At 56.2% G+C, this 26,453-nt stretch carries 19 protein-coding genes; 11 read left to right on the forward strand and 8 right to left on the reverse strand.

Translation table 11 applies throughout. The features are described 5' to 3' along the window. Window positions 1-35: 35 nt before the first annotated feature. The 3 genes from WJU16_RS23955 to WJU16_RS23965 all read right to left on the reverse strand — a co-directional run bounded on the left by WJU16_RS23955 (window position 36) and on the right by WJU16_RS23965 (window position 2,789). Entirely contained in the window at window positions 36-839 is an 804-nt protein-coding gene (locus tag WJU16_RS23955) for an SDR family oxidoreductase (RefSeq protein WP_341835881.1), read from the reverse strand. Window positions 840-1,219: 380 nt separating this feature from the next. Next, on the reverse strand, window positions 1,220-2,452 hold the full coding sequence (locus WJU16_RS23960; RefSeq protein ID WP_341835882.1) for a DUF6596 domain-containing protein: 1,233 nt from the start codon (window positions 2,450-2,452) through the stop codon (window positions 1,220-1,222). Further along, window positions 2,445-2,789 carry a YciI family protein gene (locus WJU16_RS23965; RefSeq protein WP_341835883.1) on the reverse strand — a complete coding sequence of 115 codons (345 nt, stop codon included), beginning with the start codon at window positions 2,787-2,789 and terminating at the stop codon, window positions 2,445-2,447. The genes WJU16_RS23960 and WJU16_RS23965 overlap by 8 nt, the downstream gene beginning before the upstream one ends. A 942-nt stretch (window positions 2,790-3,731) precedes the next feature. Between WJU16_RS23965 and WJU16_RS23970 the strand changes: the two genes are divergently transcribed. From WJU16_RS23970 to WJU16_RS24005, 8 genes are read left to right on the forward strand one after another with little or no spacing between them, the layout of a single operon-like run. Next, complete coding sequence (locus WJU16_RS23970) at window positions 3,732-6,707, forward strand: SusC/RagA family TonB-linked outer membrane protein (protein ID WP_341835884.1); 2,976 nt, start codon at window positions 3,732-3,734, stop codon at window positions 6,705-6,707. A 17-nt stretch (window positions 6,708-6,724) separates the two neighbouring features. Beyond that, window positions 6,725-8,209 carry a RagB/SusD family nutrient uptake outer membrane protein gene (locus WJU16_RS23975; protein WP_341835885.1) on the forward strand — a complete coding sequence of 495 codons (1,485 nt, stop codon included), beginning with the start codon at window positions 6,725-6,727 and terminating at the stop codon, window positions 8,207-8,209. 11 nt (window positions 8,210-8,220) lie between these two features. After that, window positions 8,221-9,843 (forward strand): carbohydrate-binding protein, encoded by a 1,623-nt coding sequence (locus WJU16_RS23980; protein ID WP_341835886.1) that lies wholly within the window; start codon window positions 8,221-8,223, stop codon window positions 9,841-9,843. Between the two features lie 11 nt (window positions 9,844-9,854). Continuing rightward, on the forward strand, window positions 9,855-10,916 hold the full coding sequence (locus WJU16_RS23985; RefSeq protein ID WP_341835887.1) for a DUF5007 domain-containing protein: 1,062 nt from the start codon (window positions 9,855-9,857) through the stop codon (window positions 10,914-10,916). 32 nt (window positions 10,917-10,948) lie between these two features. Then, entirely contained in the window at window positions 10,949-14,182 is a 3,234-nt protein-coding gene (locus WJU16_RS23990; protein ID WP_341835888.1) for a SusC/RagA family TonB-linked outer membrane protein, read from the forward strand. Between the two features lie 57 nt (window positions 14,183-14,239). Then, entirely contained in the window at window positions 14,240-15,697 is a 1,458-nt protein-coding gene (locus WJU16_RS23995) for a RagB/SusD family nutrient uptake outer membrane protein (protein WP_341835889.1), read from the forward strand. A gap of 19 nt (window positions 15,698-15,716) precedes the next feature. Further along, window positions 15,717-16,418, forward strand: coding sequence for a hypothetical protein (locus WJU16_RS24000; RefSeq protein WP_341835890.1), 702 nt, complete (start codon window positions 15,717-15,719; stop codon window positions 16,416-16,418). 8 nt (window positions 16,419-16,426) lie between these two features. After that, window positions 16,427-18,037, forward strand: coding sequence for an IPT/TIG domain-containing protein (locus WJU16_RS24005; protein ID WP_341835891.1), 1,611 nt, complete (start codon window positions 16,427-16,429; stop codon window positions 18,035-18,037). A gap of 45 nt (window positions 18,038-18,082) precedes the next feature. Here WJU16_RS24005 and WJU16_RS24010 read toward each other — a convergent pair whose 3' ends face one another. The 3 genes from WJU16_RS24010 to WJU16_RS24020 form a co-directional block, all read right to left on the reverse strand. Then, window positions 18,083-19,384 carry a DEAD/DEAH box helicase gene (locus WJU16_RS24010; RefSeq protein WP_341835892.1) on the reverse strand — a complete coding sequence of 434 codons (1,302 nt, stop codon included), beginning with the start codon at window positions 19,382-19,384 and terminating at the stop codon, window positions 18,083-18,085. Window positions 19,385-19,553: 169 nt separating this feature from the next. Next, on the reverse strand, window positions 19,554-19,961 hold the full coding sequence (locus tag WJU16_RS24015) for a hypothetical protein (RefSeq protein ID WP_341835893.1): 408 nt from the start codon (window positions 19,959-19,961) through the stop codon (window positions 19,554-19,556). Between the two features lie 12 nt (window positions 19,962-19,973). Continuing rightward, a complete protein-coding gene (locus WJU16_RS24020) occupies window positions 19,974-20,327 on the reverse strand; it encodes a hypothetical protein (RefSeq protein ID WP_341835894.1) in 354 nt (117 codons plus the stop codon). 175 nt (window positions 20,328-20,502) lie between these two features. On the opposite strand from WJU16_RS24020, the gene WJU16_RS24025 reads away from it, so the two are divergent. The 3 genes from WJU16_RS24025 (at window position 20,503) to WJU16_RS24035 (ending at window position 25,058) form a co-directional block, all read left to right on the forward strand. Then, the gene (locus WJU16_RS24025) at window positions 20,503-21,165 is read left to right on the forward strand and encodes a hypothetical protein (RefSeq protein WP_341835895.1); all 663 of its coding nucleotides are present in this window, start codon (window positions 20,503-20,505) and stop codon (window positions 21,163-21,165) included. 171 nt (window positions 21,166-21,336) lie between these two features. Further along, window positions 21,337-23,673, forward strand: a complete 2,337-nt coding sequence (locus WJU16_RS24030) for a family 10 glycosylhydrolase (RefSeq protein WP_341835896.1) — start codon at window positions 21,337-21,339, stop codon at window positions 23,671-23,673. A 110-nt stretch (window positions 23,674-23,783) separates the two neighbouring features. After that, window positions 23,784-25,058 (forward strand): DUF5690 family protein, encoded by a 1,275-nt coding sequence (locus WJU16_RS24035; protein ID WP_341835897.1) that lies wholly within the window; start codon window positions 23,784-23,786, stop codon window positions 25,056-25,058. Here the strand turns inward: WJU16_RS24035 and WJU16_RS24040 are convergent. Both WJU16_RS24040 and WJU16_RS24045 read right to left on the reverse strand, forming a co-directional pair. Then, window positions 25,041-25,403 (reverse strand): DUF1304 domain-containing protein, encoded by a 363-nt coding sequence (locus WJU16_RS24040; protein ID WP_341835898.1) that lies wholly within the window; start codon window positions 25,401-25,403, stop codon window positions 25,041-25,043. The two genes, WJU16_RS24035 and WJU16_RS24040, sit on opposite strands and share 18 nt — an antisense overlap. 126 nt (window positions 25,404-25,529) lie before the next feature. Next, window positions 25,530-26,453, reverse strand: a complete 924-nt coding sequence (locus tag WJU16_RS24045) for a glycerophosphodiester phosphodiesterase family protein (RefSeq protein ID WP_341835899.1) — start codon at window positions 26,451-26,453, stop codon at window positions 25,530-25,532.

Below are 26,453 nucleotides of genomic sequence, written 5' to 3' on the forward strand. Positions count from 1 at the left end.
AATTGTAAAATGGTGCAAAAGCGGGGCCAGACTCGTCAGGAGAGGGGCGAACCGGGTTCTTTCCGGAAGTGGTTGAAGACCAGTTTGTCCGTCAGTCCGGGGAGCAGTTTGCTTAGCCAAACGGTGAGCTTTCCCTGCGATGTCAAAACCAGCGTCCGTTTTCGTTTGGCGATAGCGTTGAGCGTGTGTGCGGCAACGGTGTCTGCGCTCATGAGGCTGCCTTCGTCCAGCGGGGTTTCCTGTTGTGAGTGGCCGCTTTTGTCCAGCGCGGTGTTCCGGATATTGGAGGCGGTAAATCCCGGGCATACCCACATCACGTTCACGCCTGTATGGAGATTTTCCGTCCGCAGTGCTTCGAGGAACCCCTGCATGGCGAACTTAGAGGCGGAATAGCCTGTTCTGCCCGGCAATCCGCGGTACCCCGCGATGCTGCTCACGCCTACCACGGTGCCTTTTTGGGCGAGGATAGACGGCAGGGCGTATTTGGTGCAATATACCGTGCCCCAGAAGTTAATGTCCATCAACGTTTTGAGCACATCGGGCGTAGCGTCCCGGAAGAGGGCGCGCATGCTGATGCCTGCGTTGTTGATGAGCACATCGATTTTCCCGAACTTTTCCAGCACGCTTTCGATAAAAGCCTGGCAATCCTCCTCGCGGCTCACATCCGCCCTGAAAACATGCAGTGCGGGCGCTTCGGCCTGCAGGGCGCGGAGGGTATCCTCCTTACGGCCGCATACAGATACGTTTGCGCCTGCACGGAGGAAAGCGAGGGCGAGCGCCTTGCCGATGCCGGACGTGGCGCCTGTGATAACTACGGATTGGTGCTGGAAGCGTTGCATGGTGCAAAAATAATGGGCCGCGGCACAACAGAAAAAAATGTTAGACACAGTGAATAAATAAAAATCCGCGCGGGTATTGGTTTTTCGGCTTTATTTAGTATAAAACGCTGATCTGCAAAGGCTATGAGCGCCTCAACTTTTACTTGAATCAAGCGCACGGCGCGTTTGAGTGTCATATTCGTGAGCGCGCCCGGGGTTACTCGCGTATATCGAAATGTCGGTGCGTTGGCGGAGTGGCGCAATTAAATGAGAGGCGGGGCGCGTGTTTTTTCCGGGGATCAGAGCGGCGAAAAAAAGATTTTTTCCCGCTTTGGCGGATGCCATCGCTGCGGTAATGAGCGATCAGGCGGAAGTTTCGGGGAATGCCGGGAGCATCGCGCCTATGCGCTCGCACCGAGGATCGCCGCAATGCGGGTGCGGATAAACGCAGCTTCGCCCGGCGTTGGCTTGCCATGCAAAGCCTTGCGATAATGCAGCAGTGCGGCAGGCGGGTTGCCGAGATCGGTGTGTATCCGTGCCAGCGCGGCATGCAGCAAATGATGATGCTGCATGAACGGGTCCATTCCGAGCAGGGCGAGCATTTCCAAAGCGGCGCGCGTTTGCCCCGCGAAATGCAATGCAATGGCATGATTGAGTGTAACGAAAGGCGAAGGCGCCAGGGCCGCCAGCTGCCGGTACAATCCCGCGATCTGCAGCCAGGGCGTGGCGGCGAACGAAGGGGCCGTGGCATGGAAGTACGCGATGGACGCTTCGAAGTGATAAGGGCTTTCGGTGCTGGTAGCCGCCGCTTGCTTGAGATAGCCGGTGCCCACGCGGATCATGTCGTGGTTCCAGGCGGCGCGGTTTTGGTGCTCCAACTCCAGCAGCTCGCCGGCAGGGCCGGTGCGTGTGTTCCACCGCGAAAGCTGGAAGAGCATGAGCGCATACAGGGCTTTGGCGTCGTGGACGCAAACGCGCGCCCGGCGGATGGTTTCGCGGGTGAGGCTGAGGGCGTCTTCGCAGAGGGGCTCGTCCATTATTTTCCAGCCTTCGGTGAAAATGATATACAACGCTTTCAGGGCCAGCTGCACTTTTTCGGCGCTCCACCACACAAAACCCGACCGGAAGGCAATGTCGCCCGCGCGTAGTTGTTGGCGTTGGCGGTACAGGACTTTCGAAATGCTGTCCGCCTCCATGCCGAGCAGCTCGCCGATCTGTTGCACCTGCAGGCTGAAAACATACCGCAGCGCGGTGATGAGCTGCACTTTGGGCGGGAATTTCGCATGCATGCAGGCGAAGAGGAGCCGGAGCAGTTCGAGATCGCCATTGGCCGGAGGAGCTTCCGGCGCGGGGGCGGCGGGGAGGTGGGTAAGCGGGATGACGGGCGGCTTCCGGGCCTGGCGCCGCCTGCTCATGTTGCGCACGGCCCCGTACAGCCAGGCTTCCGGCTGATCGGGGAGCTGGCGGGGCCAGGTGGCCGCCGCGGATGTGAACGCCTCCTGCACCATGTCTTCCGCGTCGGCCAGGGTCAATGAGGCGTCCATAAACAGGAGGTGACCGGTCATTTTCCCGAAGCATTGGCGGTAGAGCCGCTGCAGGAGGGCGTTTAGCGATATGTCGGCCGCATCAGGCATAGATCATCAAAGGTCGGACTTCTATGGCGATTTTGTTTTCCATGAGCGGCGGACAGCTGGCGGCGATGCGGGCGGCATGGTCGAGGTCTTCGGCTTCGATAAGGAAGTAGCCGGAGATGGATTCGCGGGCTTCGGCGAAAGGCCCGTCGGACGCGATGTGATTTTTGCGCACATAACGGGTTTCCGGTTCGAGTGGTTCGCCGGACAGGAGGTGCCCTTTAGCGGCGAGTTCTTCCGCCCAGGCGGTCATTTCCGCGATATCGGCCTGAAGCTCGGCTTCGGTCATTTCAGCGAGGCGCGACAAATCTTCCCGGATGAGGAGCATAAATTTTTTCATGGCTTGCATTGTTTTTCAATATAGTGCCCGCAGCGCAATAAATCCGGACAAGCCCGCGGAAAATTTTTATGGTACTCGATTGCATAAACTTGGTATTATTTTGATGAATACGATTTCGCTGTAACCCGCCGCCGGTAAGATTTAGCAAAGAGTAGGGTGTATTTATAACGCTTATCGATTTTCCACTTTCATATGCGATCATTATATGCTTTAATCGTGGAAATCCTTTGCTGTATAGTGGTTCAGCGGTTGACGATTCTTTCTTTCCCACTAAATTTCAAAATGAAATCGATTTCCTTCGACTGAAAAACGGACGTGAAATTTATCTATTCTTTCATCCTGTTCAAAAATCTTTCGTTAACATTAAAATAATACTGAAAATACAGGTAAAATAAAGACTTTTAAATACTTTTAAACTGTCATTCTGATCAAGTGTTATGTGATTTTGCCAGATTTTTAAGAAACTTTAACATTTGATGTTTAATTTGTATGCAAAATGCCCTCCATGCTTGACGGGAATATTTCGCCGATGTATCTTCATTCCAACTTGTATATCGCGCAGATCGTTTTCCGGAAGATTGGATGATTATCCCTTCATAATTCAAACCACGTTTAAAACATGCACATTTTTACTCCAGCGGCCAGATTGATCCGCAGCTTCGGATAACCCCCTGAACGGTTTACCGCCGGCACCTAAATCGAAATGAGGATGTATCAGCAACGCATGCGCGCCAACCCGCGCCTGCCACTACGGAGATGGAGACGCCGGAGGGTTTAACCGGTACGCACCAGAGGGTCCACTCGTATCTATCATCAGTAACCTAGACGGCATACATTACCCATGACGGCCAAACAGCCCGTCCAGGCATTGCTTTGCCGTATCCTGCCATTGCTTCGCAAAGGCGGGCAGGGGAATTCTATTTTAAAAACCAATTGCTCCATATGACATATTTCTACCCATGTACCCGCAAAAAGCAGGCATTCCTGCTCGCGCTGTTGCTGATGGGAACCGGCGCCGCCGCTCAGAAAAAGGTCTTCAGCAAGTCGGACAGCACCAAGTCCGTCTCCAATGATGCCACCGAGCGGCTCAAGCAACTCCCGGTTTCCAGTCTCGACTCTGCCGGTTATATCCGGAATACGGAAATGATGCTCCGCCAGCTGGGCGCCACTTCATCCCCGGATCTCGATCAGGCGCGCAAACTGCCCTATATCGGGATCAACTCCGTTCTGGCAGGCCGCGCCACCGGAGTGGACGTCCGCATTCCGAGCGCCGAACCCGGCAAACGCAACGCCCTCTTCATCCGCGGCGCCTCCGGCCTGCTCCTGAAGAACGGCGACATCTTCGCCGCGCAACCCCTTTACGTGGTGGATGGCATGCCCCTCCAGTACGATCACGCGTTTGCGTACGACATCCAGCGCTTCGATTTCAACCGCATCGGTTCCGAGATCGATCCCCTCGCTTTCATTGATGTGAACGATATCCGCAGCATTTCCGTCCTCAAAGACGCCGGCGCCACCGCGAAATACGGTCCTGCCGCTTCCGCAGGGGTCATCGAAATCTCCACCCGCGGGCCCCGCACCGGCGAGCTCCGCGTGGAAGTAAACGGCTATGCGGGCCTTTCCCTCAAACCTACCCTCAAAGTAATCAACGGCCGCTGGGAGCGCGACTTCCGCCTGCCGTTCTACGACAAATACGCCACCGCGGAACAATACCGCAGCTTCCCGGCATACCTCGCCGATTCCACCAACAAGCAATATTATGGAGCGGCGGACTGGGATGAAGCTTATTACCGCAACGGGTTCATGTCTGGCCTGCACGCCGGCGTCAGCGGCGGCACCCGCCTGGCCAGCTTCCGGTTCGGCGTAGGGCAGTCGACCCTCCAGGGGCAAGACAATACCCTCATGCGCCGCTACAACGTGAACTTCGGGATCAACATCACCCCGGTGAAACGCCTCGACTGGAGCACTTACCTCAGCGCGGGCATGATCAACCGCAAGCGCAACCAGTCGCTGCGCGACCGGATGGGCGACCAGGATTACATCCTCAACCTCGACCGTCCGCCGTCCCCGAACAAATCGCTGCTGGACGAATACTACAATTATCTTGATGAAGGCGTGGACCGCAACCGCAATACCAATGTACGCGTGTTGAACAACCTGACATACACCTTCTCCCGGCACTTCAAATTCAACTCCCGTTTTTCCATCGATTACGGCCAGAATTTCCGCGACCTGTTTATCCCGAGCACGGTGAACGACGGGAACAACTTCGCCAACAACTTCGACGGCCTGCAAACCCGCATGACGCTGGATAATTCGGTGGAATACAACCGCTACCTCGGCAAGCATCACCGCCTGGTGGTTACCGCGGGGCAATATAACCAGTGGGACCGCTGGCGTTACATGTACGGCAAGGCTTACCGCGGCAAGAGCGATTACATCAAGATTTATCAGCCCAGTAGCCCCGGCGATCCCAACAACGGCTCGCACAACCTGCGCCTCACGGCCAATTTCAAAGACCGCATCCGCGCGGCGCTGGCCAGCTTTTACGGGAACATCGGGTACGATTATAAGGACAAATACAGCGTAAGCCTGTACCTGCGGCAGGATGGCAGCTCCAACGTAACTGAAGAGAACCGCTGGAAGATGTTCCCCACCGCCACGGCTTCCTGGAACATTTCAAGAGAAAACTTCCTGAAGGATTCCAAAACCCTCAGCACCTTGCGCCTCCGCGGCAGCGCGGGCCGCATGGGCAAGCTCTTCTCGCTCGACTATTATAATGGAGGACCGGTATATAACGTGGAAGTAGGATGGGAGGGAACCCCCAACCTGTCGACCTACAACGCTTACCCCGTGCTCAACGCCGCATATGAACTGGGCTACGTTGCCCCGGGCATCGGCTGGGCCTATACCGACCAGATCAACGGCGGCCTGGATTTCGGTTTCATGAAGGACCGCGTCCGCGCTTCGGTGGACGTGTACGCCCGCACCGACCGCGACATGCTGCTGAAAGTGCCCGTGACCCAGGAATACGGGTATTCCGGCATGTGGCAGAACGGGATGGATATCCGCAATTCCGGTGTGGAGCTCACGTTGGAAGCGAATATTATCCAACAGAAAGACCTCGGATGGTCTTCCGCATTGAACGCTTCCTTCAACCGCAGCCAGCTGATGGCGCTCCCCGGCGGGCAGCAATCCGTGGTGCTCGGCAACCGCCGGTTCGAGGTGGGCAAACCCGTGGACCGCTTCTGGCTGCTGCAAAACGAAGGCATTTATGCCACGGATGCGGACGTTCCCGCGGGCATGACTTACCAGGGTATCGCCATGAAAGGCGGCGATCCGCATTGGGTAGACCAGAACGGCGATAACGTGATCGACGATAACGACCGCATCATGGAAGGCTCCCACAACCCGAAAGTACAGGGCGGATGGGCCAACACGATCCGTTACCGCAACCTGGAGCTGAACTTCCTGCTCAGCTATGCTTTCGGCCGCAAACTGATCAATGAAAACCTCGCCGCGCGTTTCGATTTCGCGAACCGGGAAGGTGCGGACGATATCGGCGCCGTGAAGGAAGTATTCTATTGGGCGGAGCCGGAAGGCGATCTCGACCGCATTCCCCGCTACAATCCCTGGAGCGCCGTGAGCCCTTATCAGACGAACCAGACGCTTTTCCTGGAAGATGCATCATACGTGCGTCTGCGCTCGGTGACTTTCACCTATAACTTCCGCAGCGCCTGGCTGAAAGACCGCGGGATGCAAATGCTGCGCCTTTATGTTACCGGCAACAACCTGCTGACCTGGACGCGTTACCGCGGCGGGGATCCCGAAGCATTCAGCTATTTCGGGTACGACCAGGGCGGATACAACTGGGCGCAGCCCAAGAGCTTTACGATGGGCTTCAACTTACAGTTCTAATGCAAAAAAGCAATCTCATGCGAAAAATATGGATAGGCGGCCTCGTTGTAATGATGGCCGCCGGCTGGACGTCCTGCAAAAACATGCTGGACATCGAAAGCACCCGTGCTGTGACGGAGGAGAATATGTGGGCGACGAAGAACGACGCGTGGGCAGGCAGCTTCGCCTGCTACGGGCTGCTGCGCGCCGCCATGTGCAACGAAAACGCGTACTGGTCGCACGGTGAGCTGCGAGCCGGACAATTCACCATTACCAAGCGTGGCGACCTCCAGGCCGTGCGCGACAACAGGCTCACCTCGAACTATGTGACGATGGATACCTGGCGCGACTGGCGCAAGTTCTACGCCACCATTGCCCAGTGCAACCTGGCCATCGCCAAGCTGCCGGGCATCCCGGCGCAGGACGAGCGTTATTCCAAAACGGAAATGGAGCTGGACCTCGCGCAGGTGCGTTACATCCGCGCGTTCACTTATTTCTACATGGTGCGCGTTTGGGGCGATGTGCCTCTGATCACCGAAGTGGGCCAGGGCGATTTTGCCACCCTTCCACGTACGCCCCAGAACGAAGTGCTGGAATTCGCTTTCAACGAAGCCACGAACGCCATCGCGAAACTGCCCTGGCAGTTCGACGGTACCCATCCGGAGCAGACCGGCAACTACCGCGGTCAGGGCATCAGCCACTGGCGCAGCATCCTGGCCACCAAAGGCGCAGGGTTCACGCTGCAGGCGCACATCCGGGCATGGCAGAAGGATTATGAAGGCGCGCTGGCCGCCATCCAGGTGATCCGCGACAACGGCAGCAAAACCGGTTACGGCACCGTAAGCGTTACCGACCTGGTAAGCAACGCCGGTACATTCCGCGGCCGCAGGAACGAAAACATTTTCCAGCTGGATATGAACTTCGACCACGCGGAGATTTCGACGACGGGGCAGATTGAAAACTGGACGCTCCGCGCGCCGGACGTAGCCAAGAAGGAAGCGGAGATCTACGTGACGAAAGACAGTATCCTCAATATCTTCCCGCTGGCTTCAGACCTTCGCCTGACGACCTTCTTCACCGATATGGGTTCCATGCAGCCCATGTTCTACAAGATCAAGATGCTGAACGACGCGGTGAAGAACCCCACGCTGCGGTTCTTCAATTCCGCCATCGTGGTTTTCCGTTACGAAGAACTGTTGCTGCTCCAGGCCGAATGCCAGCTGCGGACGGGTAACTTCTCCGGCGCGCTCACCCTGCTGAACGACCGCCGCGGCAACCGCAACCTCACGCCGGTGCTCAATACTGTTTCGGAAGAGCAGCTGCTGGATGAAATCTTCCAGGAACGCCGCCGCGAGCTCATCGGCGAAGGATGGCTGTGGTACGACCTGGTGACCTTCGGCAAAGTGCCTGAATTCACCGGCCTCTCGCAGGCGGATGTGGACAACGGCGCCATCTACTGGCCTGTTTCCCGCGCAGCGCTCAGCCTTAATCCCAAACTCATCCAAACCAATTACTGGAAGTAAAAACCGGACATATGAAAAAGTTTTCCTTCAGTATCCCGCTTCTCGCCGCCACTATGCTGGCCGCTACTTTTTCCTGTGAGAAAAAGAATGTCGAATACCGCGACATGCAGCCTGTCCGGGAAGTGAACATGTCGACTTACGACTTTATCAAAAGCGCCAACAAAGGCGGCTTGTACGATACACTTATTTACCTGCTTGACAAAACCGGTTTGGCTGACAAGCTGAAAGCCGGCAATGTGACCTTCTTTGTTCCGCAGGATTTTTCCATCAGGGCGGCGATGTATGACGTCAATTTTACGCGTGAAAAGCGCGGCGATCCCGGCAACTGGACGGTGGACAGCATCCGCATCGGCATCTGGGACACGCTGTTGTCGCGCTACATGCTCGAAGGCCGTTACGACCTGGATACGCTGCGTTATGCAGATGGCATGAACCTGGTGACGCCTTACGGGTATGAGATGAACGGCAAGGCCATCATCACCACGGCTTCGGGCATCGAAGGCGGCGGGTCTACCGTGATCCAGTTTTCGGATAAGAACGAAAGCCGTATCATGAAAAACTGGGTGATGGCAACGACGGAAGCCGCCAACCTCAAAACCACGAGCGGCATCGTGCACATGCTGGAGCCCAAGCACATCTTCGGGTTTTCTTCTTTCTCCCGTATGTCTTACCCGCCTGTTCGCCGGCCTTATTTCGCCAACCCGCTGCCCATCCCCGGGCACATCGAGCTGGGGTATTACGACCACGGCGGCGAAGGGCTTGCTTATCACGACAACGAAATCGCGGCAAGAGGGACATCTTCGTTCCGGAAAGACGAAGGCGTGGACCTGGACAATTGCAGCGAAGGCTTGTATAACACGGGTTACACCAACATCGGCGAGTGGCTGCGGTTTACCGTTCAGGTGAACTATGCCGGCCGCTACCGCCTGTATTGCAAGGTGGCATCCCCGAACGACCACGGCCGCCTGCGGATCGAAGTGGATGATGTGAATGTTTCCGGTAGTATGGTAGTGCCGAAATCCGGCGGATATCAGAACTGGAGAACGCTGATGGTTGATAATATCCAGCTGACAGAGGGTACCAAAACCATCTATCATTACCTGGAAACAGGCGGATACAATGCCGGCAGGTTTGCTTTCATACCCATGGACCGGGTGCCCTACAACATCCAGCCACACAGCATTCCGGGCAACATTTTCGCAACGGAATTCGACTTTGGGCTCCCGAACGAATCCTACTACGATTCCGATGAAGGTAACAAAGCCAATGGCAAAGCGGAGCACCGCGTGTTCGAAGGCCCCGACTGTGAGAAAGTAAATGAAATGCCCGGCACTTATGCGATCAGCCACGGTGTAAAAGGCGAATGGCTCACATATTCGGTGGATGTGAAACAAGATGGCGATTACCAGATCGTATTCCGCACCAGCGGCACCGGCGCCGCCGGCAAGCTGCGCCTGGAGATGGATGGAACGGACATCACCGGAACGGTAGCCGTACCCGTTACAGGCGCTTATGGCACATACAAGGACTTTAACGGTCCTGTGGTACACCTGACCGCCGGCCGTCACATTCTGAAGTATGTGAATGGCGATGCCGGTTTCAACCTCTATCAAATCAAATTCATCGCCCAATAAAAACAGTCCGAATGCAAAAGAGAACAACACGAGAACTGAGGCGCTTATTCTTTGCCGCACCGCTGCTGGCCCTGCTGGCGGGTGTTTCAGGCTGTTACAAGAATTTGATTCCCGATGAAAAGGATCACCTCAGCAATAACATGAACTACACGACGGAAACATTCGTCGCCACGCTTGGCGAGAACAATGCTTTCATCAACGTGTTCAACGCCGATTATTCCACCCAGCCGCTCACGTTCACGATCGAAAACGTGCGCAGCGGCGATAAATCGCCCGCGCCCCAGCTCCGCGCACTCGTGGATACGCGGCAATGGAAAACCTGGTACTCCGGCAACGAGAAGTCTATCCAGGAGATCTACGACAAAACTTTCACCGCCAAACGTCCCATTCTCGATATCCGCGAGAATTCCGGGGAGATCATCTTTTGGAACGTGGATTCGCTCACGGTGCCATACGGTGTGTATTACTTCGATGTGCGGGTGAAGAACAACGGCGGAGAGCGCCTGTTCTCTAACCTGATACTCGACCTGCGCCGTCCGCACCCCTTCGAGCCATACACCCACGACGATATCACGGGCATCCAGAAGCCGCTGACAAGCGGTGGCGTGGTGAAGGCACATGATACGCGGAACGTGCGCGACTATATGCAACGCGTACTGCCCAAAGACAGTGTGGACGTATTTTTCGTGAAAACCGGCAACGCCGCCAATACGGTTTCTTTCCGGTTCTTCAACCGCGACTCTTCCGTTATCCCCCTGACCGTGTTCGACGTACAGCGTTGGGACAGCATGTACTATTACAGCCCGATGGCCAACACGCAGGTGGAATTTGGTTTTAACCGCCGGTTCGACACCGACAGCACCATCGTTACCTACGACATTCCGAACCCTTTCCCGGTGTTGACGGATGTTTCAGGCGGGCTGGACATGGCTACGGTTTATTTCGATTTCAAGCGCGTGAACTTCGGCCGGCAGGAGCTGGGCTTTGTAGCCCTGAAGTTCGCCATCCTCGAGCCCGGGGAATGGACCATTGCCGTCAAATTCAGGCAGACGCCCAAATTCGAAGACGACTGATTTCGTAAACACCAAGTAAAAAAGAAACTGATATGCGAATTATATACCCAAAAGCGGTGGCGCTTTGTACGGTCTTCCTGCTTTTTGCGTGTGGCGTAGCCCTGGCGCAGCAGAAGATCACGATCAAGGGGAGGGTCACGGATGCGCAGTCGCATTCGGGGATTCCCGGCGTGAGCATCGTGGATGCAGACCTGAAGAAAGGTCTTGCCGTGACGGATCCCAACGGTAATTTTACCGTTACCATTGAATTGAATAAAAACCTGTTGTTCCGGTTTATAGGGTACGAAGACAGGGTACTCAAGGCCAGCAAAGCCGAACTGAACGTGTCGTTGTCGCCCGCGGAGAAATTCCTCAAGGAATCCGTGATCGTGGGTTACCAGACGCGCAGCAAGGAAACGGTGACAGGCGCGGTGTCGATGATCAACAGAAAAGATATCCAGGACGTACCGGTAACCAACCTGGAGCAATTGCTGCAGGGTAAAGTAGCCGGGATGAACATCCAGAATATCAGCGGCGCGCCGGGTTTCGGCGGCTCCATCAACATCCGCGGTATTTCCCAGCTGAACATTTCGGGCGGCGGCGATGAGGCTTTCCTTTCCAGTTCCAATCCCCTGCTCGTGATCGACAACGTGCCGGTGGATTATGACGGCGGTATCGATCAGTCGATGCTTCAGCCCGGCGCGGCCACCGGCCCGCTTTCGCTGCTGCCTCCGGAGGATATTGAATCGATCGAGGTATTCAAGGATGCGCAGGCGGCTTCGCTGTACGGTTCCCGCGGGGCCAACGGTGTAATCGTGATCACGACGCGCCGTGGGAACTCGGCCGTTCCCATCATCAACCTGAACAACAGCATCTTCCTCAACACCCCGCCGCAGTTGCGGCCGGTGCAAGGCGGCAATCTGGAAAGGGATTTCCGGACCTACACGATCCTCAACCACAGCGAATACGATTTCCTCGCGAAGCAACAGTTCGCGAATGCACAGTTCCTGTCCGACAGTTTGAACGGGTTTTACAATAACAGTACCGACTGGCAGGGACTTTTCTACCAGCGAACCATCAACTCCAACAACAACCTGCAGATCAGCGGTGGCAACACTAAGATGAACTACAAGGCGAACCTCTCGTACCAGATGAACCAGGGTATCATCAAGAACACCGGTTTTAACAAGTACGTCGCCAACATGCAGCTGAACCTCATGCCCACCGACCGCCTCCGCATCAGCGGCCAGCTTTTCGCGGCGCTTGGCCAGAAGCAGCGCGGCAATGGCGGCGGCCTCACCGGCAACGGCGCGGGCAACGCTTTCACCAGCTCCCTGCTGCCTGGCCCGTCTCACTTCCTGGAGTTCCCGGAATTGAGGGCGTATATCGAGAACGTGGATGATAACAACACGGTGAATATCCGCTCTTACCTGAGCGTGGATTATGAACTGTTCAAAGGCCTCCGCCTCACGTCCGCCACTTCCTACGATTACTATACCGACACCCGCGACCGCTTCAACCAGGCGTTCAGCAACAACAACCAGACGATGGTGTACGGGTACGTTTCCCGCCGGGGTGAACTGAACACCCGCAACGGCCTGGCGTATAACTTCAACTCGAACCGAGAGAATACCGAAAAAGGCCACAACGTGCTGTTGAGTGCTTTCACGGAAGCGAACATCAAGGAACGGGAAGACCACATCCGCGACATGCGTAACGGCCCGAGCGACTTCTACTGGGGGCCCCGCGGCTACAGCCCCCGCTTTTACCCGGGCAACCCCTGGAATAATCCGGATGGCCACAACGTGAACGGCACTTCCGAAAGCGCCACCTATCACGCGCTATCCTTCGCCGGGGTGCTTTCCTACAACTTCCGCACGAAATACAATATCGACCTCTCGTACCGGGCAGACGGTAACTCCAATTCCGGTACTTCCAGCCGTTATGCCATCAACCCCTCCATCGGCTTGCGGTACAACTTTACCAAGGAGTCGATTTTCAGGGATTTGAACTTCATCGACTACGGTTCTATCCGCGGTTCTTACGGGATCAACAGCCGTCCGGCTTCCACCCGCGTGAACTCGCTCGGCTTCTACAACATCTATTCCGATTACAACAACATGCCTGCAATCGGTCCCGACTGGGGTATCATGCCGAACCCGAACCTGCAGTCTGAAAAGGCTTACCAGTACAACTTCGGTTTCGAAACGAGCATGTTCAAAGGAAGGGTATCGCTCAACTACGATACCTATTTCAAGGAAACTTACAACATCCTCCAGGACCAGGTATTGTCTGACGTAACCGGTTACGGCAGGATCCAGGTGAACGGCGGCGCCATCGTGAACTATGGTCATGAGATGGTGCTCACCGGCCGGCCTTTCGTATCCACTAAAGCCGGCGGCTTTTCGTGGAGCGTGACGGTAAACGGCGCCATCGCCCGCAGCGTGATCACCAAGCTGCCCGGGGATATGCAAATGTCGCGCTACAACGACGGCGCGCCGTTCTACATCGACCTGGCGCGCAAGGTAGGCCGCAACCCGATGAGCAACTATGTGTTCCAGACAAACGGCATTTACCAATACGATACCGAAGTGCCGGTGGATCCGGTACGCGGCGTGCGCTACAAAACCAACCGCGGCAACGGCGTTACTTACTTCCAGGCCGGCGACCCCGTTTGGCGCGACATCAACGGTGACTATTTCCTGGACGACCGCGACGACAACATTCTTTCCGGCAACCCGGAGCCCCTCGTAACGGGTGGTGTAAGCTCAACCTGGAGCTACAAGAACTTCTCGCTGAATGTATTTGCATCATACCTGGCCAAACGTACCATCGTGAACACGGCGATGACGGCGCGCCTCATGAAAATGACGCAGCCCGCCAACCTCGAATATTCCGGCGAGCCCGGCGGCGGTATCAATATCTATGACCTGGAGTTGCTCGATTACTGGAAAAATCCCGGTGATCAGTCGAAGTACCCCAACATTTACTATGTGTGGAGGAACGGGCAGATCCGTCCTTTCCGTGCCGACCAGTCGTTGTGGGAAGAAGACGGTTCTTACTTCAAGATCAACCAGATTACGCTGGCGTATACGTTCCGGGATTTCAATTTCATGAAGAGAGCGAAGCTGCGCTCGCTGCGCGCGTATGCAACGGCGTTCAACGTGGCGATCTTCTCCAATTATTCCGGACCGAACCCCGAGAGCGTGAGCCAGCTGGGCCGCGACAATATCAATGGCTATCCGAACGCGCGCACTTATACCGCGGGTATTACAGCCGAATTTTAACGAAGTAAAAAACAGAATATGAAAAGGTGGTTATCAATATGTTGTTTAGCGGGAGTGATGGCCGGAGCCGGACTCAGTTCCTGCAAAGACTTCCTGGACGTGAAGCCCAACGACCGTTTCACGGGAGCGGATTACTGGAGGAACGCCAACGACGCCCGCATGGGCGTGAATGCGGCTTACTCGCAGTTACGCGATCAGTATACCAAATGCATTCAATATAACTTTGCGGACTTCCGCCCCGGGAACTACGATTTCTGGAACAAGAACAATTTCCGCGCGATCGCCCAGAACGATCTCCGTAGTTCCGCAATTACCGGGACCGACGGCGCCAACGTGCCGCGCGAGAACTGGGAAACCTGGTGGAAGTCCATTGCCGCCGCCAACCTGGCCGTAGCCCGCATCGGCGGGATGAACGCCAGCCAGATCGGAGACATCGAGAAGGCGCAGCTGATCGGGGAGGCACGGTTCGTGCGTTCCTATGTGTACTACTGCCTCGTACAGAACTACGGGAATGTACCGTTCCAGTTTTCGCCTTATGAGCTGGATATGAAACCCAGGATCAGCCATGTCGACATTCTCGATTCCTGCATCGTGGACCTCCGCAAGGCGGCAGACGCGCTGCCGGTGGTTTACAACGACCCTACTTTCCGCGCCGTTCGCGCCACCAAAGGCGCGGCGCTGACCCTGATGGCGCACATGTACATGTGGCAGGCAGGGTTCGACAAACCGCGGGCGGAAGAACTGAACCGCAAAGCTGCGGCGGCCTGCAAGGAAGTGATGGACCTGAAAGTGTATAAACTGCTGCCGTATGAAGACGAGCTGATCGATAACATTTTCAAAGGCCGTTCGGAGGAGGGTATCTGGGAAATTTCGATGGACGTGAACTACGGGAACATCACCGGCAACTTCATTTCGCAATGGGTGCTGCATCAGCCGATCATCGCTTCCGCCACCAACGTATACGGCGGCCTGGGCAGCGAAATCACGATCAAACGCGAATACCTCGACATCCTGTATCCTCCCGGAGAATCCGACAACCGCTTCACACTGTGGTTCGACGATCCGTATAATTCCGTGAATCCGCAATCGCAGATGTTCCTGAAGTATTCCAGCGTTTCGGACCCGATCGCCCGCCGGTATGATGCCAACATGATCGTTTTCCGCTATTCCGGGCTGTTGCTCCTCCGCGCGGAAGCGTTGGCGAATACGGGCGACAGCGACGGCGCCAGGGAACTGCTGAACGAAGTGCGCCGCCGCGCGCAGGCCAGCGAATTTGTAGGGATCGACGGGCAGGTGCTGAAAGACGCTATTTTCCTCGAAAGGGTGAGAGAACTCTGGGGCGAAGGCCACCGCTGGTTCGACCTGGTGCGCACCGGCCGCGTGACCGACATCTCGCAATGCGAAAACGCATTGTCGCAGGATGAATTCGACCGCGGCGCCTGGACCTGGCCCATTCCCATCGCAGCCATGCGGAAAAATCCGAAGATCACCCAAACCGCCTATTGGGCACAATAACCCGTCAATTATGAAGCGTATGAAAAAGACACTCGCCTGCCTGCCGATCCTGGCCGCCGCTTGCCTGCTGTTTACCTCCTGCAAGAAGGAGTATTACAAAGACGGCGGACTGGCCAACCCGGTCTATAATGGCACTATTTACGATTACCTCACCGAAAAAACCATGTACTTCGACAGCGTCAAGCATGTTATCGACCTGGCGGGAATGAAGGACATGTTCACCAACGATACCATCACTTTTTTCGCATTTACCGACGACGCCATCAAAGCGGCGATGAATGAAGTGAACGCCCATCGTTTCGCGGCGCAGGAAGATTCCGTTACGATGGACGATATTGGTCCTGAAGTATGGAAGCAATTCATCAGCATGTACATTTTGCGCGGCAAACGTATGGCCGGATCCTTTCCCAGGGTGGCCCGCGAGAATATCCGCGCTTTCCCCGGGATCAACTATGTGATGCTGAGCGGTTACATCCTGAATATAGGTCTCGAATACACGAACTATCGCGGTGTGGAAGCCATCGGCCCCAGGATACTCTACCTGACCGACGTCACGTTTGACCCGACGGATTTCAGGAATAACAGCAACATCCGCGTCGCTTCTTCCGACATCCAGCCGCATAACGGGGTGGTCCACGCACTTAACTACCTGCATACCCTCGGCTTCCGCGGAGGCGAATTCAGGCGCGTGGCACTCGATTATTTAAGGACCAAAGAATAACGTAACTCATGAAAAGCAAAATATACCAGGGAATGCTGGCGCTGGCGATGATCGCCGGCGTTGCAGCCTGTACGAAGGAATCGGTGGACAGCGACGGGAAAAACCCTTACGGCGACCCCGTGGAAGCCTCCATCATCTTCGCCGAAAATTCCGTGAACCCCGCAAAGGGATACGTGAACGACGAAGTGCTGGTGCGCGGGACTGGATTCCTCAAACATAAAGACAAACTCGAAATCCTGTTTAACGGCGAGAAGGCGGAGATCCTGGAAGTCACCGACTCCGCGGTTAAAATCAAAATCCCAGAAATGGCCAGCTCCGGCGCGATCAACGCCAAAGTAGGCGATGAGTTCTACTTCGGGCCTTTTTTCCGGGTGTTTGGAAAGTTGCAGGTAGATACGACGTTTAACAGCCAGCGCGGCGCCAACGGCCTCATCACCTACATTACCGCGGCTAATGATGGTAAATACGTCATCTCCGGCCGGTTCAACGACTACGACGATGCCAAAAAGGCCGGGGGGGTAAACCGTATGGCCCGCATCAACGCCAACGGAACGATCGATAATAACTGGGAATATGGCTGGCAAACCGGCCCCCAGGGCGATGTGTACAGTTCCATTTACCTGCCGCAGGAGCAGAAATTCCTGGTGGCGGGAAGTTTCAACCGTTATGCGCGTACCCAAAACGTGTACAGCATCGCGAAGCTGAACTTCAATGGTACGATGGACTCCAGCATCATCATCCTGCCATCCCAGAACACGGGGATTACTTCGTCCCTGGCAGGCGGCGTGCGCGGCGTGATCAATAACCTGCATATCCTGCCCGACGAAAAGATCCTGGCGGTGGGCGATTTCCGTTATTACGTGAAACCCGACTTCAACCTCACATCCACCGCCGGCGTGGATTCCATGCACCTGGATTCCACTTTCGTGCAGCATATCATCAAACTGCACCCCGACGGCGTGCTGGATACCTCCTGGAACTACGACCTGAACGCACATCGCGGGTTGCCGACGGTGAACGGGCGTATTTACAAATCGCACCTGCTGCCCGATGGTAAAATCCTTATCGCGGGGAACTTCACCACTTACAAAGGACAGCCAGCGCCGCGTATCGCGCGACTCAATGCAGACGGTACCCTGGATAATTCGTTCCAGCCCGGTTCCGGCGCGGACCTGCTCATTTACGACCTGTTCGTGCAAACAGACGGGAAGATCATCCTGGCGGGCGGCTTCAGCCGGTTCAACGGCCAGCTGGCCAACCGCGTAACCCGGCTGCTGCCCGATGGCGCGGTGGACCCCGGTTTCAGCGTAGGAGCGGGGCCCGATGGTACCAAGATCGACCAGATCGGGGTACTGCCCAACGGTGTTATCCTCCTTACGGGTACTTTCCGGAAATTCGCCAATCTGTCGCGCAATAACTTCATCGCGCTGAACCCGGACGGGTCTGTTCACCAAACGTACAACGCGATCGGCGGCCTGCGCTATGCAACGGCGTCCGACGACGGTACGGTGATGGAAATGATGAATGTTCCGGGAGAAAATGCGGTGATCCTGGTGGGCAACTTCGACACGTTCGACAGCCGTACTGCCAACCGGATCGTGAAATTGAAATTTGAATAGACGAGGGGAAATCAGACAATAAAGAAAAAGCCATAAGACTTGATCTTATGGCTTTTTTTGTTGTTTGGGACGATTATTATTATTTCTTCGTTTCTGACCGTTGCGTGGCTTCCCTTGTCCGCCTCCGCTGCTTCCGCCGCGATGGTGGCTGCCTCCGCGACCGTTTCCGCCTCCGCCGCCCGGCCTGCGGACTTTGGGGGTGTATTCGGGTACGGGCCCCAGTTCAGGGGGCACGGTGGCTTTGTCTACCGGTTTGCCCAGCAGCTCTTCGATGCGGGAAAAACGGCCCTGTTCCTTGGGACTGATGAACGTGTATGCGGTACCGTCAGTAGCGGCGCGGGCGGTACGGCCGATGCGGTGGATGTAATCCTCGCCGTCGTTGGGCACGTCGTAGTTGATCACCAGGTCGATGTCTTCGATATCGATGCCGCGGCTGAGGATATCGGTAGCCACGAGTACTTTGGATTTGCCGTTTTTGAAGTTCAGGAGCGATTGCTCGCGTTTGTCCTGTTCCAGGTCCGAGTGGATTTCCTCGACGGTGAATTTGCCACGGCGCAGCACGGCGGCGAGCGTTTTCACGTTTTGCTTGCGGGAGCAGAAAACGATGACGCTTTCGGTCGGGCGGCTGCTGAGGATATGCTTGACCAGGGGGACTTTCTGTTCTTCATGCACCACAAACGCTTCCTGTTTGATGCGTTCTGGCGGTTTGGAGATGGCGATGTTCACCTGGATGGGATCCTGGAGGATTTTGAGCGCCAGTTTGCGCATTTTTTCCGGCATGGTGGCGGAAAAGAGGAGCGTCTGGCGGTCTTTGGGAAGGAAAGAGATGATCTTCTCGATATCGTCGTGGAAACCCATGTCGAGCATGCGGTCGGCCTCGTCGAGGATGAGGTACTTCAGGCCCTGCAGCTTCACGTAGCCCATATTGAGGTGGGCGATCATGCGGCCGGGGGTGCAGATGACAACATCGGCGCCGGTGGACAGGGCTTTCTTTTCGATGGCGAAAGAAGCGCCGTCGCCCCCGCCGTATACGGCGATGGAGCTGATGTTGGTGAAATACGACATGCCTTCCAGCGCCTGGGCGATCTGCACGGCAAGTTCCCGTGTGGGAACGATGATCATGCAATTGATCTGGTGGTCGTCATTTGTATGGGAGAGGATATTCTGAATGGTGGGGAGCAGGAAGGCTGCCGTTTTACCGGTGCCCGTCTGTGCGGAGGCGATCAGGTCCCGGCCGGATAAAATGACGGGGATAACTTGTTCCTGAACCGGTGTAGCGGTTTTATAGCCCATCGCATCTATACCATCCAACAGATCATCGTCAAAATCAAATTCGTGAAAATACAATGTATATATGCTTTTTTAAATATAGGTAATATGTAAAGATAAGGATAAATCCGGCACTGCGGGCACGATTCATCCATTAAATCCGCGCTAATTCCGCTTTTGGCCGCATGCTAAAGCCGGAAGCCGCTGCTGGCGGACTTCCGGCCGGGTAATAGGGATGAAAGGCTGGTCAGGGTGCGGGCGGCGTTTGGCGCAGGTTTGCTAAAAGCTGGGCCTGGCGTGCCCGTTGCTTACTGATCCGGCGGCCGCGGAAGAAGAGGTACAGGTTGAAGAACAGCATGATGCCCAGGTAGATGCAGAAGCCGCCCAGCTTGGTGCTCAGGGCTTCGAGCATCGTTTGCCGGTCGGGCACCTCCTGCGTGATGGTCATGATGTAAAATGCGCAACCCAGGTTCAGGAGGTAAAAACCGGTCTCGAATAATTTGTTGGTGGCCAGGGCGATGTCCGTTTTCCCGTTGAAAATGTCGAGCATGAACACGCGGCTGTTGCGGAAAAGCGTGTGGGCCACGAACCAGGTGAGAACGAGCACCGCGGGCAGGTATACGAGATAGGCGAGGAAGTGATAAGTGGTGGTCATGATGAAATGGATTTAGGAATGAGGTATCGGATGATGTTTTTTGCTGAAGAAGTAAATGCCTGCCATGTTGCAATAATGGATGATGGCGAGCGTGAGCACGATGCGCCCAGTCATTTCCGAAACGCTGGCCAGCAGGCCGGTCCAGTTGTCGACACGTTCCCAGTTGCGGATCATGAGCGCGGCGTAGCCGAGGTTCAGGAGGTAATACCCGGTGAGCAGGATGCGGTTGATAGCGTCCGTGAGGGTAGCATTGCCTTGCAACAGGTGGAGGATGAAAGCGCGGCCGTTACGGAAGAAGATCCATCCCACCCGGAAGGTGATCAGGCCTGTGATGCAGCCGTAAACGAGGTAAGCCGTCGTGTTCATAGGTGACCGTGTTTGATGAATCAAATGTATAAGTAAGTTTTGAACTTTCAAAATGTATTGAAAGAAAAAATAACTGAGTGATGGGAAGAAATCCGTTTGTCGTAGGAAAGTATCCGTTTCGCGTAGCAGGGGGGATGGGAGGGTGGTCTATCTTTGCGGCGACAAAAACAAGATCATGAAAAAGTTAACCCTGCTATTCCTTTCCATTATCCCTTTCATTCTGCTGGCAACCGCCGCAGGCAAGCGTTCCGCCCGGGCGAAGCAGCACCCGGCCCCGCAGGCTCCCGCAACAGGTACGGCCCCGAAGCCATTCCACATAGAAGGCGAAACCTTCCGGCTGCCCGCGGGCATCACACTGACGGCCGGCTCCATGAAAGGCCACAACGCCCAGGCCTGCTCCTGTGATGCGGCTCCCCAGGCACAACGCCTCGGCGACGGCTGCCTCGTGCGCCTGCGCTTCCGCCTCCGCAACCACACCGCAGCCGCCGTCAGGGTAACCCTGCCCGCCGGGCTCGTGTTCCAGAACCGGTACGACCATTCCAACGACGCGCTGCTGGCGCGCCCAGTAGAGCTCAACATACCCGCCAGCGCCACCGCCGGATTCCACCTCGATCTTTTCGGACTGTACCAGTCCATTCCAAAGGCCGGTCCCGAAGGGCCTTACCGCTTCGGCCCCGTGTCCGGCAATTACGACCTGCAGGCGTTGCTGATGACGCTGGAAGGTAAATCCCTGGCCGACGTGCATAGCCTTGCCGTGGCCCAGGAAGCAATATGGGAGGTTACAAATGGCCATATCCCGAGCGCAGGCCTCGCAGGAAAAGTGGCTCAGTTGCCCTGAGGTCGCGTGAAAAATCACAGACTGAGCACAAACACTGCAGGCTCACCGCCGCAGCGGCCGCTCCCTTGCCGGGGCGGCCTTTTATTTTTAGGCAGGCGTAACGGTTACGGCTCATGAAACGCTCTTATACACTGAAAGCCTGTTTCATCACATCAACCAAACCCCTTACCAATGCCTGGAATTTTACGTATCCTGCTGCTTTGCAGCCTTTTCCCGGCCATCACCCTGGCGCAGTCGCCCCCGAAACGTGAACTCCGCGGCGCCTGGGTAGCCACTTATCTCAATATCGACTGGCCCAACCGGTCGCACACGCCCGCCCAGCAAAGGGCCGCCTTTATCGCCATCGCCGACCACCACCGCGCCACCGGCCTCAACGCGCTGTACGTACAGGTGCGCAGCCAGTGCGACGCGATGTACGCCAGCACCCTGGAACCCTGGTCGGCCGACCTCACCGGCACACAGGGCAACGCCCCTTCATCGCCCTGGGACCCTTTGGCCTTCGCCATCGAGGAATGCCATAAACGCGGCATGGAATTCCACGCCTGGATCAATCCCTATCGCGCCGTGGGCAATGCCAACAACCTCCCGGGCTTCGCCGCCTCGCATGTGGCCAAGGCGCATCCCGAATGGCTCCTCAGCCAGGGTACCCTCCGCGTCCTCGATCCCGGGTTGCCGCCCGTACGCGACCACATCTCGGCCGTGATTGCGGATATCCTGCACCGTTATGACGTGGATGGCATTCATTTCGACGACTATTTCTATCCCCCCAACGCCCCCGCAGGAACGGCGCCCTACAACGATTCGGCCACTTTCGCCGATTATCCGCGCGGGTTTACCGTGAAGGCCGACTGGCGGCGCGACAACGTGAACCTGCTCATCCAGCGGGTGTACGACAGTGTCAAAACCATCAAGCCCTGGGTGAAATTCGGCGTGAGCCCCTCCGGCATCTACCGCAACAGTACCAATCCCGACATCGGTTCGCCGACCGGCGGGCTGGAACACTATACCACCCTGTATGCCGACACGAAGCGCTGGCTGCGGGAAGGTTGGGTCGATTATATTATGCCGCAGGTGTATTGGTGGATCGGGCAGCCGGGCGCTAACTACGGCGTGATCGTACCCTGGTGGAATAATCAGGCTGCCGGCCGTCATATTTACATCGGTATCGCCGGTTACAAAATGGGTGATGCGGCCGCCGGAGCGGGATGGACAGATTCCACCCAGATCCCGCGCCAGATCCGGATGAACCGCAGCCATGCCAACGTGTACGGGCAGTCGGTGTACAATACCACCAGCATGCGCGTCAATACCCGCAAAGGTTTCCGCGATTCGCTGCGGCTGTTCATGTACGCGAAGCCGGCGTTGCTGCCCGCGATGCAATGGCGCGACAGCATCGCACCGGCGGCGCCGTTCGGGCTGAATGCCGTGCAGGCCGGCGATGATGTGCAATTGTTCTGGTGGCACAACGGCGACCCCGGCGATCAGCTGAACAGGGCGCGCCAGTTTGCCGTGTACCGCTCCACCACGCCCGTGATCGACACCAGTTCCATGGACCAGTTCCTGGCGGTAACACCGGTGGATTCCGTCAGCTATACGGATACATCCGCCTTGCCGGGGGTAACTTACTATTACGCCGTGACGGCCCTCGACCGGTATCATAACGAGAGTCCGCGTTCCGGCCTGGCGGCTAACCTTGCGCCCACGATCCAGGGGCCGGGCAACCAGTGGCTCTTCGGGGATGCGGAATGTGGCGCTCCTTTGCCGGATTACCGCGATTCGGTAACGGTAGACAACCCGGAAGGTGTCGTAGTTACGCAATATCCCGTGCCGGGCAGCCGCGTGCGGCATCACGATAACGTGTATTTCATCGCCACCAACGCCGGCGGAAAATCCGATACCGCGATGCTGACGATCGGTTTGAAAGACACGCTGCCGCCCGTTTTCACGGAAGTCATTCCTTCGCCGGGCTTGCTGAATACGCCGAACAACAAGATGGTGACGGTGGCGCTTAACTATACCGCAACGGACTGTGGTCCGGTAACGCGCACAGTAACCGTGACCAGCAACGAGCCGGATAACGGAAACGCGGATTGGCAGGTGGTGGATGCGAATACCGTGAAGCTCCGCGCGCAAAGAAACCCGCTTGGCAACGGGCGCGTTTACACGATAACGGTGACCGCCACCGATACTTCGGGTAATTCCAGTGTGGAAAAGGCTTACGTGCTGGTGCCGGGCAACAAGACCTGGACACATGGCCAGGGCCTGGCCGCTACGGCGCTGCCCAATCCTACGTTCCACCAGTTTGTGCTGATGCTGGTGAGCCAGCGCCAGCTGCCGATTGGTATCCGCGTGTACAACAGCGCGGGCGCGCTCGTGGAAACCCGCCAGGGACAAGCGCCTAATTCGTCTGTTACGCTGGGAAGCAATTACCTGCCGGGCATTTATTACATTGAAATTTCGCAGGCCAATATCCGCCAGCTGTTGAAGGTGATCAAGCTGGGGCATTAAGGTATATTCATCCAGAACCATACATGAATAGAACAGGGCCGTCCGCATTGGGCGGCCTTGTTATGTCCGGCGCTATTTACTTTTCAGTGAATTCAGCGTATATTCCGTACATGCAATTTACCCGCCGGGAACTGGGCGTGGCGGCATTCGCGGCCGTTACCGCCTTTTGCGCCTACACCGCTATTTTTTCGTTTCGCAAGGCTTTCAATGTGGGGGCTTTCGCGGGGCATACGCTTTGGGGCATGGATTACAAAATCGTGCTGGTGGTGTCGCAGGTATTTGGGTACATGCTGAGCAAGTTCTACGGTATCCGTTTCATCGCCGGCATGCAGCGGAAGAACCGCCACTGGCTGATTCTCGGGCTCACGGGCGCCGCATGGCTGGCCTGGGCGCTCTTTGCGCTGGTGCCGCCACCGTACAACTGGTGGTGCCTGTTCCTGAACGGCTTCCCGCTGGGGATGCTTTGGGGCGTGGTATTTTCGTATATCGAAGGCCGGCGGACGACGGATATGATCAGCGCCGCGCTGGCGGTGAGCTTCATTTTCGCATCCGGGTTGGCTAAAAGCGTAGCGCAATGGGTGATGGAAGGATGGGGCATAACCGAATACGGTATGCCGTTTGTGGTGGGTTGCGTGTTTATGCCGGTACTGATCGTATTTGTGTTGCTGCTCGAAAAAATCCCTCCACCCGGTCCCGCCGACAAGGAACAGCGAATGGAAAGGTTGCCGATGAGCGCGGCGGAACGCCGCGGACTGCTGGTGCGCTTCTGGCCGGGGATCTCCTTACTCGTCCTCATTTATGTCCTCGTTACCATCCTGCGCGAAGTGCGCGACAGCTTCATGGCGGATATGTGGCGCGCTTCCGGGGAACATTTCCAACCGGGCGTTTTCGCGGGCACGGAAAGCCTGATATCGCTGGTGATTCTCGTTATGATCGCCGCCATGAGCTGGCTGCAGCATAATTTCAGGGCGTTCTTCGTTACGCAATGGATCATGCTGGCGGGATTTGCGCTCGCGCTAACCGGCGCCATGCTTTTTTCCGCGGGCCAGCTCGGGATGTACGCCTGGATGCTGCTGGCGGGACTGGGTTTGTACATGGTCTATATTCCTTTCAACAGCCTGTTGTTTGACCGGTTCATCGCCGCTTTCCGGTTTACGGGCAATGTGGGTTTTCTCATCTATATCGCCGATTCTTTCGGCTACCTCGGCAGTGTGGGCGTCATGCTGGCCAAAACGGTGTTCCGGCTGGAATTGAACTGGCTGGATTTTTATACAGGCCTGGTGAAAATCGCCGGCGTCACGGGCCTGGCGGGCACCGCGTTATCCATGTACTGGTTCCGGAAAAAGTACCGCGAAAATACCGCAGGTTTACAGCAACGCGATTAGCAATAAAGTAATGAGCGCGGGGAGGGCTTGCAGGAAGAAGATGCGCTTCGTGGCGGTCAGTGCGCCGTAAATACCCGCTACGGCTACGCAAATCAGGAAGAACACCGCTACATGCTGCTGCCACGCCGGATTGTCTATCCAGAGGCTCCAGATCAGGCCCGCCGCCAGGAAACCGTTATACAACCCCTGGTTGGCTGCCAGCGCCTTTGTGGGCTCGAACATTTCTTTGGGGATCTGCCGGAATACTTTAGGCGCCCTGGTAGTCCAGGCGAACATTTCCAGCCAGAGGATATACAAATGTTCTATCGCTATCAAAGTGATCATTACGAGGATGATGATGGCCATGGGGCAGTGGTTTTATTTCCTTCAATTTACCCAATTTACACACGCATTGTTCACTCAGGGCATAAAAAAGCCGGTCCTGACGAAAGGACCGGCGCGATATACGTTACAGGTTAAAAAATACACGTCTTATTTACGGGTTACGAAGAATTTCTTTTTAGGGCTTTTGGCCGGTACCAGCGGGCGGATGGCTGCGCCGGCTTCCAGCGAGCGATCGGCTTCGATGAGGCTGGCGCCGTCTTCGATGACCGCGCGGTATGCTTTGGCGCGATCAGCGGCGTCCGGCAGTTTATCGTAAGTAGGTGCGGCGGAAATCATGCACATCACACCGCGCTTGTTGAGATTGGCGTACAGCGGCTTCAGTTCCGGTTTGTTATCCGGGCCTACATACGCCATAATATGCGACCAGGGAATGTTTTCCTGTTCATATTCTTCCAGCGCCTTTTGCGTTTTTACGAACGCTTCGAATACGATTTCGGGATTGCGCTCATGATACCATTTGGCTTCTTTGGCGGTATGTACGGTCACCATGACATGCCCCTCGGCTTTATGTTTTTTGATGATGGCGGCCGTCATTTCGAAGGGCACGTCTTTTTTGTCGAGGATCAGCACGGTTTTGCCGCGCGCCCAGATGATGGCTTCTTCCAGCGTGGGGATGCGAAAGTCGGTGAGGTTGCCTTCCAAATCTTTAAGGCGGAGCTTTTTAAGCTCGGCGAGCGTATAGTCGCCTACTTTTCCGGTGCCGTTGGTGGTGCGGTTGAGGGTGGCGTCGTGCATGAGCACGATCGCACTGTCTTTCGTAAGCCGCGGATCGATTTCGAAAGTGGCAGGGGTAAAGCGGAGCGTGTTGGCGAAGGCTTCGATGCTGTTTTCCGGGAAGCCTTTGTTAATCCCGCCGCGGTGGCCGCTGACGAAAGGAATGTCATTCCCGGTATAGCGGAAAAATTCCCGGAGCTGCTTTGCGTTTTTGATTTTCAGCACATGCGTGCCCGATTGGGCGAAGCCGGTGATGGTGGCGCAGAGCAGCGCGCCGCCGAGGAGAATTCGTTTCAT

Origin of the sequence: Chitinophaga pollutisoli, assembly GCF_038396755.1 — a bacterium.
GTDB lineage: Bacteria > Bacteroidota > Bacteroidia > Chitinophagales > Chitinophagaceae > Chitinophaga > Chitinophaga pollutisoli.

Coding starts and splice junctions, on each gene's coding strand:
- WJU16_RS23980 (WP_341835886.1), top strand. CDS start 8,221: ATGAAAAAGTTTTCCTTCAGTATCCCGCTTCTCGCCGCCACTATGCTG.
- WJU16_RS24005 (WP_341835891.1), top strand. CDS start 16,427: ATGAAAAGCAAAATATACCAGGGAATGCTGGCGCTGGCGATGATCGCC.
- WJU16_RS23990 (WP_341835888.1), top strand. CDS start 10,949: ATGCGAATTATATACCCAAAAGCGGTGGCGCTTTGTACGGTCTTCCTG.
- WJU16_RS23975 (WP_341835885.1), top strand. CDS start 6,725: ATGCGAAAAATATGGATAGGCGGCCTCGTTGTAATGATGGCCGCCGGC.
- WJU16_RS23955 (WP_341835881.1), bottom strand. CDS start 839: ATGCAACGCTTCCAGCACCAATCCGTAGTTATCACAGGCGCCACGTCC.
- WJU16_RS23965 (WP_341835883.1), bottom strand. CDS start 2,789: ATGAAAAAATTTATGCTCCTCATCCGGGAAGATTTGTCGCGCCTCGCT.
- WJU16_RS23960 (WP_341835882.1), bottom strand. CDS start 2,452: ATGCCTGATGCGGCCGACATATCGCTAAACGCCCTCCTGCAGCGGCTC.
- WJU16_RS23985 (WP_341835887.1), top strand. CDS start 9,855: ATGCAAAAGAGAACAACACGAGAACTGAGGCGCTTATTCTTTGCCGCA.
- WJU16_RS23995 (WP_341835889.1), top strand. CDS start 14,240: ATGGCCGGAGCCGGACTCAGTTCCTGCAAAGACTTCCTGGACGTGAAG.
- WJU16_RS24040 (WP_341835898.1), bottom strand. CDS start 25,403: ATGGCCATCATCATCCTCGTAATGATCACTTTGATAGCGATAGAACAT.
- WJU16_RS24045 (WP_341835899.1), bottom strand. CDS start 26,453: ATGAAACGAATTCTCCTCGGCGGCGCGCTGCTCTGCGCCACCATCACC.
- WJU16_RS23970 (WP_341835884.1), top strand. CDS start 3,732: ATGACATATTTCTACCCATGTACCCGCAAAAAGCAGGCATTCCTGCTC.
- WJU16_RS24025 (WP_341835895.1), top strand. CDS start 20,503: ATGAAAAAGTTAACCCTGCTATTCCTTTCCATTATCCCTTTCATTCTG.
- WJU16_RS24035 (WP_341835897.1), top strand. CDS start 23,784: ATGCAATTTACCCGCCGGGAACTGGGCGTGGCGGCATTCGCGGCCGTT.
- WJU16_RS24020 (WP_341835894.1), bottom strand. CDS start 20,327: ATGAACACGACGGCTTACCTCGTTTACGGCTGCATCACAGGCCTGATC.
- WJU16_RS24000 (WP_341835890.1), top strand. CDS start 15,717: ATGAAAAAGACACTCGCCTGCCTGCCGATCCTGGCCGCCGCTTGCCTG.
- WJU16_RS24015 (WP_341835893.1), bottom strand. CDS start 19,961: ATGACCACCACTTATCACTTCCTCGCCTATCTCGTATACCTGCCCGCG.
- WJU16_RS24030 (WP_341835896.1), top strand. CDS start 21,337: ATGCCTGGAATTTTACGTATCCTGCTGCTTTGCAGCCTTTTCCCGGCC.